General features: G+C 66.6%; 11 protein-coding genes. 4 read left to right on the top strand and 7 right to left on the bottom strand.

What is annotated here, in order from left to right; genetic code table 11:
* Positions 1-123: 123 nt before the first annotated feature.
* Positions 124-1,767 (bottom strand): ABC1 kinase family protein, encoded by a 1,644-nt coding sequence (locus tag AC5QAH_RS15735; RefSeq protein WP_224329419.1) that lies wholly within the window; start codon positions 1,765-1,767, stop codon positions 124-126.
* A gap of 209 nt (positions 1,768-1,976) precedes the next feature.
* Between AC5QAH_RS15735 and AC5QAH_RS15730 the strand changes: the two genes are divergently transcribed.
* Positions 1,977-2,903, top strand: a complete 927-nt coding sequence (locus AC5QAH_RS15730) for a DUF808 domain-containing protein (protein WP_010482694.1) — start codon at positions 1,977-1,979, stop codon at positions 2,901-2,903.
* A 95-nt stretch (positions 2,904-2,998) separates the two neighbouring features.
* Here AC5QAH_RS15730 and AC5QAH_RS15725 read toward each other — a convergent pair whose 3' ends face one another.
* The gene (locus AC5QAH_RS15725) at positions 2,999-4,537 is read right to left on the bottom strand and encodes a GGDEF domain-containing protein (protein ID WP_010482693.1); all 1,539 of its coding nucleotides are present in this window, start codon (positions 4,535-4,537) and stop codon (positions 2,999-3,001) included.
* 105 nt (positions 4,538-4,642) lie between these two features.
* Here AC5QAH_RS15725 and AC5QAH_RS15720 point away from each other — a divergent pair, with 105 nt between their 5' ends.
* The 3 genes from AC5QAH_RS15720 (at position 4,643) to AC5QAH_RS15710 (ending at position 6,635) form a co-directional block, all read left to right on the top strand.
* Positions 4,643-5,278 carry a Rossmann-fold NAD(P)-binding domain-containing protein gene (locus AC5QAH_RS15720; RefSeq protein ID WP_197579075.1) on the top strand — a complete coding sequence of 212 codons (636 nt, stop codon included), beginning with the start codon at positions 4,643-4,645 and terminating at the stop codon, positions 5,276-5,278.
* On the top strand, positions 5,278-5,985 hold the full coding sequence (locus AC5QAH_RS15715) for a helix-turn-helix transcriptional regulator (protein WP_241874077.1): 708 nt from the start codon (positions 5,278-5,280) through the stop codon (positions 5,983-5,985). The genes AC5QAH_RS15720 and AC5QAH_RS15715 overlap by 1 nt, the downstream gene beginning before the upstream one ends.
* 263 nt (positions 5,986-6,248) lie before the next feature.
* Positions 6,249-6,635 carry a VOC family protein gene (locus AC5QAH_RS15710; protein WP_049435714.1) on the top strand — a complete coding sequence of 129 codons (387 nt, stop codon included), beginning with the start codon at positions 6,249-6,251 and terminating at the stop codon, positions 6,633-6,635.
* 36 nt (positions 6,636-6,671) lie between these two features.
* On the opposite strand, the gene AC5QAH_RS15705 is transcribed toward AC5QAH_RS15710, so the two are convergent.
* The 5 genes from AC5QAH_RS15705 to pdhA all read right to left on the bottom strand — a co-directional run bounded on the left by AC5QAH_RS15705 (position 6,672) and on the right by pdhA (position 11,746).
* Positions 6,672-7,649, bottom strand: a complete 978-nt coding sequence (locus tag AC5QAH_RS15705) for a hypothetical protein (RefSeq protein WP_241874076.1) — start codon at positions 7,647-7,649, stop codon at positions 6,672-6,674.
* 220 nt (positions 7,650-7,869) lie between these two features.
* Positions 7,870-9,252 (bottom strand): 2-oxo acid dehydrogenase subunit E2, encoded by a 1,383-nt coding sequence (locus tag AC5QAH_RS15700; RefSeq protein ID WP_049411758.1) that lies wholly within the window; start codon positions 9,250-9,252, stop codon positions 7,870-7,872.
* On the bottom strand, positions 9,249-9,602 hold the full coding sequence (locus AC5QAH_RS15695; protein WP_005411349.1) for an SH3 domain-containing protein: 354 nt from the start codon (positions 9,600-9,602) through the stop codon (positions 9,249-9,251). The genes AC5QAH_RS15700 and AC5QAH_RS15695 overlap by 4 nt, the downstream gene beginning before the upstream one ends.
* Position 9,603: 1 nt before the next feature.
* Entirely contained in the window at positions 9,604-10,671 is a 1,068-nt protein-coding gene (locus AC5QAH_RS15690) for an alpha-ketoacid dehydrogenase subunit beta (RefSeq protein ID WP_010482686.1), read from the bottom strand.
* Positions 10,664-11,746, bottom strand: coding sequence for a pyruvate dehydrogenase (acetyl-transferring) E1 component subunit alpha (gene pdhA / locus AC5QAH_RS15685; protein WP_019338597.1), 1,083 nt, complete (start codon positions 11,744-11,746; stop codon positions 10,664-10,666). The genes AC5QAH_RS15690 and pdhA overlap by 8 nt, the downstream gene beginning before the upstream one ends.
* Positions 11,747-11,957 lie beyond the last annotated feature (211 nt).

The raw sequence follows: 11,957 nt of genomic DNA, 5'->3' as shown, positions 1-11,957 counted from the left end.
AACCTGACTGAAATGTTTGTTGGAATGACGCGCGCGAAATCGCGCTCAGAAGGTAAAACGAGCGTGAAAGGCTACGTTGGATTGCATTAAAAACCGCATGAATACGGCGTTTTCGTTGATGTGCTAGCGATGCCCGCGTTCTTCGCGTGCCCGTGCGCGACGGTCGAACAGCAATGCACTGGTCACGATGCCAAGGCCGAGCACCACGCCGATGAACAACAGAATCAGCGCAATCAGCGGGTAGCCGAACAGATGCCAGCCGGTGTCGATCTTCATCATCATCGCGGCGGCCATGATCAACGCGGCGCTGATGATGCCGGCCGCGACGCGGTTGGCGATCTTCTGCAGGTTCTCCATCAACCGCGATTCTTCCAGGCCGGTCACCTTCATCTGCAGGCGGTTTTCGGCCAGCAGGGCCATGATGTCCGACAGCTTGCGCGGCCCATCGCGCAGCAGCTGCTGCAGCTCCATCGCCTCGCTGGCGAGGTTGGCGGCAGACAGCGATTTCTTCAGGCGTGCGCGCATCACGTGCTGCAGCTGGCGCTCGACGATGCGACGTGTTTCCAGCTCTGGTGCCAGCAGCCGGCACACGGTTTCCAGGTTGAGCAGTGCCTTGCCCAGCAGGCTCAGTTCCGGCGGCGTGCGCAGCCCGCAGGCGGTGGCGATGCGCACCATGTCCAGCACCACGCGGCCTTCGGAGAACGTGCCGCTGGCGGCGTAACGCGCGATCAACTGGCCGGTCTCGCGCAGATAACGTTCCTCGTCGAACGCCTCCAGCCGCGTGCTGATGCTGATCAGGTCGTCGGCCACTTCCTCGCCACGGCCATCGACCGCTGCGAACAGGATCTTCAGCAAGCGCTCGCGCAGGCGCGGCGGCATGTGCGCGACCATGCCCAGGTCGAAGATCGCCAGCCGGCCATCGGGCATCACCCGCAGGTTGCCCGGATGCGGATCGGCGTGGATCTCGCCATGCACGAAGATCTGGTCCAGGTAGCCGCGGATCAGCGCGGCGGCAAGCGGATCCATCGATTGCTCGGTGCGGCGCACATCGGGAATCGCATCCACGCGCACGCCGGTGGCCAGTTCCATGGTCAGCACGCGCTGGCTGCTGTAGTCCCACAGCGGCTGCGGTATCCACAGGCGGCGGAACGGCTTCAGGTGTCGGCCGAAACGGGCCAGGTTCTCGGCCTCGGCGTGGTAGTCCAGCTCCTGCATCAGGGTCTTGGCGAACTCGTTGAGCCAGTCGCGCAGGCGGACGCGGCGGCCGACCTGGGTCAGGTGGTCGGCGGCCAGCGCGAAGCTGCGCAGCGCCTCCAGGTCCGAGCGCAGCTGCGCGGCGACTTCAGGCTTCTGCACCTTCACTGCTACCTGGCGGCCATCGTGCAGCACCGCGCGGTGCACCTGCGCGATCGACGCGCAGCCCAGTGGCTCGGGATCGAACGCAGCGAACAGCTTGTTCACCGGGGCGCCCAGTTCCTGCTCGACGATGGCATGGATGCGCTCGACCGGAATCTCGGCCACCTTCTCCTGCATGCGCTCCAGCGCCGTGGCGAACTCCACCGGCACCATGTCCGGGCGGGTAGAGAGCATCTGGCCCAGCTTGACGAAGGTGGGCCCCAAGGCTTCCAGGTCACTGACGAACTGTTCCGGGTTGCCATCTGCCGGTACGTCGGCCGGATTGCCCGCGGCATCCAGGTTCATGCCGGAAAACACGCCTGAATGGCGGTAGCGCATCAACAGGCGCAGGATCTGGCTGCGCCGGTTCATGCCTTTGACCAGCGGGGGATTGCCATTGGCGGTGGGCGGATTGCTCAAGCGGAACTCCCATGCGGCAAAGACGGTCGTGCCGGCCGCTGGCCAGCAATGTCCGGATTCCGCAGTGTCGCCGGGGGGCGGTAGGCACGCGGTGAATCCGACCGCTTCCGCAGCCGCCCCGGTATCGGTCAGAATCCGCTCATTCCCTCTCTGGACTTCCCATGGCCGGTGCCAGCCTGTTCGCCCTGCTCGACGATATCGCCACCCTCCTCGACGATGTCTCGGTCCTGACCAAGGTCGCGGCGAAGAAAACCGCCGGTGTGCTGGGCGACGACCTGGCGCTGAACGCGCAGCAGGTGACCGGGGTCAACGCCAACCGCGAGCTGCCGGTGGTGTGGGCGGTGGCCAAGGGCTCGCTGGTCAACAAGGTGATCCTGGTACCGGCAGCACTGGCGATCAGCGCCCTGGAGGCCTGGCTGCACAGCCGCGGCTGGAACGTGCCGCTGATCGTGCCGCTGATGATGATCGGTGGTGCCTTCCTCTGTTTCGAAGGCGTGGAGAAGCTGGCGCACCGCTTCCTGCACTCAGCCGAGGACGACGCCGAGCATCAGGCCGAACGGCGCAAGGCGCTGGCCGATACGCAGGTGGACATGGTGGCGTGGGAGAAGGACAAGGTGAAGGGCGCGATCCGCACCGACTTCATCCTCTCGGCCGAGATCATCGTGCTGACCCTGGGCGTGGTGGCCACCGCGTCGTTCACCAACCAGGTGGTCACGCTGGCCGTGGTTGCATTGGCGATGACGGTGTTCGTCTATGGGCTGGTCGCGGGCATCGTGAAGCTTGATGACGTCGGCCTGTACCTCTCGCGCAAGGGCGGAGCCATTGCCGCTTTCGGTCGCGGCCTGGTGGCGTCGGCGCCGTGGCTGATGAAGTTCCTGTCGGTGGCTGGCACCATCGCCATGTTCCTGGTCGGCGGCGGCATCCTGGTGCACAACGTGCCGGCGCTGCACCACGCGGTGCAGGCGCTGGGCGGTGAAGGGCAGTGGGGCTGGCTGATCAGTGCTGCGGCCAACATGGTGGTCGGCATCATCGCCGGCGCCATCGTGCTGGCGGCGGTGACCGGGTTCCAGAAGCTGCGCGGGAAATGATCTGTAGAGCCGAGCCCACGCTCGGCTGCTCTACGGCGCTGCGTGCCGCCGCCCGAGCATGGGCTCGGGCGCTACAGCGTCTGCACGCTGGATCATCAGCCCGCCTGCACCCGGTTCTTGCCTTGCCGCTTGGCTGCATACAGCGCGTCATCGGCGCGCCGCAGCAGGGTCTCGGTATCGTCACCGGGCTGCCATTGCGCCAGCCCGGCGCTGAAATGCACCGGCACGCGCCGGTCCTGCACGGTCAGCACGCGGTGCGCCAGTGAACGTTGCAGGCGCTGCACGGTGGCCATGCTGTCGGCGCCCTGGGTTTCCGGCAGTACCAGAACGAACTCGTCGCCGCCCAACCGTGCGATGCCGTCGGTGGCGCGCAGCAGCAGCTTGCACACGGCCACCAGGTGCTGCAGCAAAGCATCGCCACCAGCGTGACCGTGCGCCTCGTTGGTCAGGTGGAAATCATCCAGATCGATCACCGCCACGCCCAGCGGCGAGTTGTTGCGCATGGCACGCGCCAGCTCACGCTGCAGCAGTTCGTCCAGGCCGCGGCGGTTCAGTGCCTGGGTCAGCGGATCGATACGCGCCAGGTCACCAGCAGCACGCAGCTCCTGCTCCAGCTCGGCAATGCGCTGCTCTGCGCGTTCCACTTCCTGCCGCGCGCTGGCCAGGTGATCGCGGGCCTGCGCAGCCTGCTGCTGTACCTTGCCGGTATCGCGCATCACCTCCTGCAGCAGCTGGTTGAGGTCGGCGATGCTGCGCGCCTCACGCAGCTGCAGCGCGTAGCTGCCGATGCGGTCATGGTACTCACCGGTGCTGGTGGCCATGCCATCCATGCGCTCGATGAACTCGCCCATCAATCCGCGCATCGCCGCTTTTGAATCGTCGATGCCCTGGCGCAGCAGTCCCTGCTTGTAGATCACTTCGCGCAGTTCGGCGCGGGTGCGCTCGACTGCTTCGGCTTCCAGCGGACCATCCAGCAGATGGCGCACCGCCGCGATCTGGCCCTGCAGCCAGCTGCGGTCATCCAGCAGCTCGCTCACGTTCTCCAGCAGCAACGCGAACAGCTCCAGCAGCAGCGCCTGCTGCTCCTGCCAGCTCTCGGCACGCACACCGACCTGGTGGCCGAGTTCGCGCACGCCCTGTTCGATCGGCTCCAGTGCGGTACCCGGTTGCCACTGGCGGAGGCGCGTGGCCAGGGCCTGCGCTTGCTCGCGCAGGTCCGGGTCGTGCTGCAGCAGGGCCACCACCGCACCGCCCAGCAGCAGCCGCAGCTGCTCGGACAGGCGCAGGCTTTCCGGCTGCCCGTCCGGGGAATGCTGCTCGATGGTGCGGATGTACTTGTCGATCAACTGCCGCATCGCGCGGCCGTAGCGCGGCCAATCGGCGCTGGCCTGCGCCGATTGCAGGCGGTCGCCCATGTCGCCCAGTTCGCCGGGCAGGGTGGCCATGCCGTTGGCGAACGCCGCCAGCAGCGGTTCCGGCGCGTCGGCGCCTGCGAACAGCTGCTGGAGGGCCACGCCACCGCCGCCCTGCAGTACCACGCGGTCGCCCAGGCCATCGTCCACCACCGCGCGCACGCGTGCCGGCGGCCCAAGGGCGGTACCGGGGGCAGGGCGGTGGTCGGGCTGGTCCGTCATGGAGCGAATCCTGGGGCTGGCAGGGACTGGTTCCAGCATATCGGCGCGGCCGCCGACGGCTTGAACGGCTAGGATGGGCGACAGGATGCCGCAGTGGAGGTGGTGATGCGCGTGATGTTGCTGGGGGCGACCGGCCTGGTCGGCGGGCTGACCCTGTCCAGGCTGCTGGACGACCCACGCTGCAGCGCCGTCGTGGCGCCCACTCGCCGCCCGTTGGGCGTAACTCTCGGGAAGCTGGAGAACCCGGTGCTGGCCTTCGATGCGTTGCCGGCCGCACCGGAGTGGGCGCGAGTGGATGCGGTCATCTGCGCACTGGGCAGCACCATTGCCCAGGCTGGCAGCCGCGAGGCTTTCCACCGCATCGATCATGACTACCCGCTGGCGTTCGCGCGGCTCGCACAGGCACAGGGTGCGCAGATTTATGTGCTGAATTCCGCAGCCGGTGCCAACCCGCAGTCGTCGATCTTCTACAGCCGGGTGAAGGGCGAGCTGGAGCGCGACCTTCGCGCGTTGGGCTTCAATTCGTTGACCCTGGTCCGCCCAGGGCTGATCGGGGGCGAGCGCAGCGAGGTCCGCCGCGGTGAGCGCCTCGCATTGAAGGTGCTGGGCGTGCTGGGGCCGGTGCTGCCGCGGGCGTGGCGGATCAATCCGGCCGCTGAGATCGCCAAGGCACTGGTCGAGGCCGCGCTGGCCCCGCAACCGGGCGAGCACGTGGTGGCATCGCGCGCGCTGGTCGGCTGATGTCGCGTGCGCTGCGCCTGACCCAGCTGCTGCAGCTGCTGCGCCGCCATCGACGGCCGGTGGCCGGGCAGACGCTGGCCGACGCGCTGGGCATCAGTCTGCGCACGCTGTACCGCGATATCGAGACCCTGCGCGAGCAGGGCGCTGACCTGCGTGGCGAGGCCGGCGTCGGCTACCTGCTGGCACCGAGCGATACCTTGCCTCCCATGACCCTGCCACCGGCCGAGATCGATGCGCTGGTGCTGGGCCTGCGCTGGGTCGCCGCCCGCACCGAGCCGGCGCTGGCCGAGGCTGCGCGTGACGCCCTGGCGCGTATCGCGCATGTGTTGCCTGCGGCGCGCCGCGAAGCGCTGCGTGACAGTGGTCTGCGCGTGGGCCCTTCGCGCGCTGCGGCCAAGGTTCCCGCGGCTCGTCTGCAGGCAGTGCGTGAAGCTGTGGGTTCGCAGCAGCGCCTGAAGTTCGCCTACGAGGACGCGCACGGCCAGCGCAGCGAGCGCATCGTCTGGCCGTTCGCGCTAGGCTATTTCGACGAAGTGCCGATGCTGGCGGCGTGGTGCGAAGGCCGCGAGGACTTCCGGCATTTCAGGCTGGACCGGATCCGTCAGGTGCGCGTGCTGGAGGATCACTACCTCGTGCCACGCGCCACCCTGCTGCGGCGCTGGCAGAAGGCGCAGGGCATTGCGCCGGATTGGCTGGATCGTTCGTAGCGTCGGGTTTTCCCGCCTGCTTCCGCGCTTCGCTTTCTGCTGCTGGTGGGATGGAGTGGTGGCCTTTGCTCTTTGCTCTTTGCTGATTGCTCTTGGTAGATGTCGAGCTTGCTCGACCGCCTTGGATCTTCGCGAACAGCAGTCGAGCAAGCTCGACCTCTACTAGGGCAATGGCAACAGCAGTCGAGCAAGCTCGACGCTGCTGACAGAATCTGTCAGCAGGTCCGTACCACCATGGACGCTCCCAACAACGGAGCTTCCCTATGTTCAAGCCCAGCACCCTGCTGCAGTACGTGCGCGACGTCGCCGCCAGCGCCACCTTCTACAGCGGCATCCTCGGCAAACCGCCGGTCGAGCAGTCGCCCGGCTTTGCGCTGTTCCTGCTCGGCGATGGCGCCGCACTGGGCCTGTGGCAGCGCGATGACGTGCAGCCGGCGGTGTCCGCGCAGGCCGGCGCTGCGGAACTGGCGATGTTGGTCGCCAAACCCGAGACGGTGCAGCAGACGCACGATGCGTGGCGCGCGCTAGGCGTGCAGATTCTGCAGGCGCCGGTGACGCTGGAGTTCGGCCACACCTTCGTTGGAGTGGATCCTGACGGGCACCGCCTGCGTGTCTACAGCCGCGCCGAGGGCATGGTCGCGCGCGATTGAATCAGGGAGGGAGCCGGTACATGCCGGCTCCTGGACCTACCCCTGCTTCTGCGCTGCTTCGATGACGATTGAAAATGTCTCGTCGTCCTGCGAATCCCACTCAATGGCCAGCTGGGCCAGCTCTCCGACCACATCGCGGCCGGGATTGCACCGCCTGAGTTCCTTGATGAACTGCCGTATCTGACGGGGCGTCAGTTCACAACCTGGATAATCAAACAGATTGAGCGCGGCATCTGAAGAACGGTCCAGCAGTTCAGGCGCGAGGATGGAATAGGCTTTGATGTAGAGCGAGAGCGGAATATCCGACAGGAAGTTCTCGGCTGCACACATGATCGACGCGTCATGTGGCGGGTTCCGAAGGAATTCCCTCATGACCGCAAGGACGACTTCTACCGACGGTGGTTTCGTCAGTGGTCTGTAGAAGTGGTTGGCGTATGCACGGTCACCTTCGTGGGTGACCACAGCATTCGATAGTGTTGCGAGCATCGTGATCCATACGTCAGCGTCCAGCGGTGTAGCCGGTTCGGCGTGTCCTTGTTGATCGGCACTGGGGATCACCGCCCGGACGATGGGCTCGCCGTTGCGCCATGACTGCAGACGGGAGTCGATAATTGCGTACACCTGCTCCTGTTTGTCCCACATGGCGTCCGGCGAAGGCGTGGCATCTTGAGGGAACAACGAGAAGAAGTCTGAGAGGAAGGTGGCGCGTGGACTGAAGTACTCGACAGTGAAGTCCAGTGCATCCTCGCTGAGAGCATTGCCGGGAATCTCACCATGAAATGCCGCCTGCAGGTTTGCGACGAGTTCCATTGGGGAATCTGACCGAGCGATGGTCGATCCCACCGGCTGATCGATGAAGGCGCCCGTTGAAGCCAACCATCGCAGATAGACCAGTGTTGGAATCGGAAGCTCGTCCAGTGCTTCTTCCGGTGATGGCAATGACCCGAAGGGCCGCTCGTGGAACAGCTGGGCACCCTTGGCAAGGAAAGCATCAATGATCGTGGTTGGGGGCATGACGGAACGGGTGGGGCGAGAGGCTTGATGCTAGAGCGCTTGGCGAGGGAGTCCATGCAACTATTCTCAAACGCGTTTTCGCTCTTCCTTCGGTGGCCAGGAAGACGGAGCCGAGCATGGCTCGGCTCTACGGTAGAGCGGGCACAAAAAACGCCGGGCAGTGCCCGGCGTTTTTCCCGTTCATGTGCCAATCAAGGTTGGCACCCACCGATCAGCTGGATCAGCTGGCCAGCGCCAGGTCGTCCATCATCGCGCGCAGGAAGCGGGCGGCTTCACCCCCCGTGGCTGCGCGGTGGTCGAAGGTGACCGACAGCGGGATCACCTTGTGCGCTTCCACACCGCCCATCACCGGGGTCATCTGGTGGCGGGCACGGCCGGCACCGACGATGGCCACGCACGGCGGCACCACGACCGGGGTCGCGTAGCGGCCGGCGAACATGCCGAAGTTGGACAGCGAGATGGTGTAGCCGCTCAGTTCCGAGGCGGCGATCGAACGCGATTCCACCTGCTCGCGCAGGCGGTTGACGCCCTCGCGGATGCCACGCGCGTCGAGCATGTCGGCATTGCGCAGGGCCGGCACGAACAGGCCGTCGTCGGTGTCCACGGCGATGCCGATGTCCACCTGAGCGTGCAGGGTGCGGGTCAGCGCTTCACCGTCGAACCAGGCGTTCATGGCCGGCACCTTCTGTGCGGCAACGACGATGGCGCGAACCAGGCGCGCGGTGACGTCGTTGCCCGGCAGCCAGGCGTGGATGTCGGCGTCGTCGTTCAGCGTGGTCGGCACGACCTTGCTGTGCGCGTCGGCCATCACGCGGGCCATGTTGCGGCGCACGCCCTTCAGCGGTTCCGGCTGGCCCTTGGCGACCACGCCCGGCGGCTGGGTGCGCATCGGCTTGCCGGCGGCGGACAGCGGGGTGCGGGCTTCGCTCTGCACCGGGGCAGACACCTGCGCCGGGGCCGGCGCTGCATACGCCGCGGCAGCGACCGGTGCCGGAGCGGCGCCAAGCTTGGCGGTGCCGTTGGCGGCGGCCTGCTTGACGTCGGCCATCGTCACCGCGCCATCGGTGCCGGTAGCGGCCACGCGGCTCAGGTCCACGCCCAGCTTGCGCGCCATCGCACGCACGGCCGGCACGGCCTTGACGCCGCCGACGGCCAGCGCCTGTTCGGCATGCACGGTGTTGGAGCTCTGCATCGCGCCGACCACGGTACCGGCGTCATCACGCTCGGCAGCGGCGGGCTTGGCTTCTTCCGCAACGACCGGTGCAGCCGGCAGCGGCGGCGGGGTCGGGGCGGCTGCAGGCGCTGCGTGGCCATGGCTGTGGCCGGTGTCCTGGCCATCGGCACGCTGCGGCAGGTTCGGGTCCAGTTCGAAGCTGGCCAGCACCGAGCCGGTCGGGATGATGTCGCCGGCGCCGCCGGACAGCTTCAGCACCTTGCCGGAGAACGGCGAGGGCACTTCCACCACGGCCTTGGCGGTCTCCATCGACACCAGCGGCTCGTCCAGCTTGATCACATCGCCTTCCTTGACGAACCACTCGACGATGGTCGCGTCCGGCAGGCCTTCGCCCAGGTCGGGCAGGTTGAAGTTCTTGGTCTGGCTCATTTGCAGTTCTCTTCCAGCAGTTCCAGTTCGCGGGCCGGCAGCCAGCCCGTCGCGCCATTGGCGCGCTCGGACCACCACCACCCACCGTGTTCGTGATGAAGCTTCACCATCTCGCCGCTTTCCACATCCAGCTCGCGGGCGTCGTAGTCGCACAGGGCTTCGGCGCGACCCTCGTCCAGCAGCTGCAACCAGGCGATGGGCGCCCATCCAGCGCGCCCATCGTTTGTGCGTACCCAGGCAAACGCCGGCCATTCCTCGTCACGGACACCTACTTCGACGATCTGGCCGGTGTGGAACCGGAGCGGGTTGGGATACTGGCTGCGGTAAGCCCCCAGAAGGCGGGCCCGCATGTCAGCCGGCCGCCACCGCGCGCTTGGCTGCAGCCACGATCCGCTCAACGCTCGGCAGGTACTTCATTTCGAGGCGGAACAGCGGAATGTGGGTGTCGTAGCCAGTGACGCGTTCGACCGGCGCCAGCAGGTCGTAGATCGATTCCTCGGCCAGGCGCGCGGCGATCTCGGCGCCGAAGCCCGCGGTCTTCGGGGCCTCCTGCACGATCACGCAGCGGCCGGTCTTGGCCACCGATTCGGCGATGGTGGCGAAGTCCAGCGGGCGCAGCGTGGCCACGTCGATGACTTCGGCACTGATGCCTTCGCCGGCCAGCTTGTCAGCCGCTTCCAGTGCTTCCTTCACCTGCGCGCCCCAGGTCACCAGGGTCACGTCGGTGCCATCGCGCAGCACGAAGCAGACGTCCAGCGGCAAGGCTTCGCCGTCGTTGACGACCACTTCCTTGTACTGGCGGTAGATGCGCTTGGGCTCCATGTAGATCACCGGATCCGGTTCGCGGATCGCGGCCAGCAGCAGGCCGTACGCACGCTGCGGCGACGACGGCAGCACCACGCGCAGGCCCGGCACGTTGGTGAAGATCGCCTCGTTGGCTTCGCTGTGGTGTTCCGGCGCGCGGATGCCACCGCCCCACGGCACGCGCAGCACCATCGGGCAGTGCAGGCGGCCACGGGTACGGTAACGCAGGCGTGCGGCGTGGCAGACGATATGGTCGACCATCGGGTACATGAAGCCATCGAACTGGGCTTCTGCCACCGGCTTCATGCCCTGCGCGGCCAGGCCGATGGTCAGGCCGGCGATGGTGGTTTCATCCAGCGGGGTGTCGAGGATGCGTTCGGAACCGAAGCGCTGCTGCAGGCCGGCGGTGGCGCGGAACACGCCGCCGTTGACGCCCACGTCCTCGCCCAGCACCAGCACCGACGGGTCGTGCTCCAGCTCCCAGGCCAGCGCCTGGGTGATGGCTTCGATGAGGGTGATCGGCGTGGTGGTCATGCTCTCTTCTCCGCGCGCGATAGCAGCGCTGTCGGCGGCGTTGGTGTGCGCGCCGGGCGCGCCGTTCTTGATCTCATCCATGGCGCTTCTCCAGGGCGATCGCCTGGGCACGCTGGGCCAGCAGGTCCGGCGGCGGATCGGCATACAGGAAGTCGAACATCGCCTCGACCGGCTGCACCGGCGTGTTGAGGTACAGGTTCACTTCCTCGTCCACGCGCGTGCCGCACTCGGCAACCCAGGCGGTTTCCTCTTCTTCGCTCCACACACCGGCGTTGATCAGGTACTTGCGCAGGCGCAGCATCGGCTCGCGCTGCCAGGCATCCTTCACCTCGGCGTCGTCGCGGTAGCGGCGCGCGTCATCGGCGGTGGTGTGGTCGGACAGGCGGTAGGTCATCAGTTCCAGCACGGTGCCACCGTCGCCGGCCAGCGCACGCTCGCGTGCCTGCTCCATCGCCGCCAGCACGGCGATCAGGTCGTTGCCGTCCACCTGCAGGCAGTGCAGGCCGCCGGCCAGGCCCTTCTGCGCCAGCGTTTCGGCACCGGTCTGGGCCGAGCGCGGGACCGAGATGGCCCAGCCGTTGTTGACGATGCACAGGATCAGCGGCAGCTTGTAGGCGCCGGCCGAATTCAGTGCCGCGTAGAAGTCGGTCTTGGAGCTGCCGCCGTCGCCGCACACGGCCACCGCGATCTGCGGTTCCTTGTTGAGCTTGAACTTCAGCGCGGCGCCCGCGGCATGCAGGCACTGGGTGGAGATCGGCACGCAGAACGGGAAGTCCTTGGCCGCGTTGCCGCCGTAATCGTTGCCGCGTTCGTCGCCGCCCCAGTACATCAGCACGTCGTGCGGGCGCACGCCACGCATGAACATCGCGCCATACTCGCGGTACGAAGGCGCGAATACGTCGTCCTTCTGCATCGCTGCGCCGATGCCCACGTGCGCCGCTTCGTGGCCCAGGCAGGCGGCATAGGTGCCCAGCTTGCCGGTGCGCTGCAGCGCGATGGATTTGCTGTCGAACGTACGTACGAACAGCATCTGCTTGAACAGCGGTACCAGGACCTTGGGGTCGCGCAGCGACGCGGGCAGGTCATCGCGGACGAGCTTGCCGTCCGCGTCCAGGTACTGCAGGTATTCGATCTTGAATTCAGCGGCAACCGTCATTGCGTACTGCACCTTCGACAGAGAAGTTACAAATGATATGAATCGCCATGTTAAGGAACGCGTACGGAATAGCCTTCCTGCGCCGCAACACGGCAACGCCCTGTTTTACCCCTGCCGGCGGGTGGGGGGCCAATAACAACAACGTATTCAGTCGTTGCTGCAAAGCATCAGAATACGCCTCTGGCTGACTGCTGGCGCAACGACCCGATCG

It is taken from the genome of Stenotrophomonas sp. YJH_SMC_43, from assembly GCF_059372535.1.
Note: the sequence above shows the minus strand (reverse complement) of the source record. Positions and strands in the feature narration are given on the sequence as shown.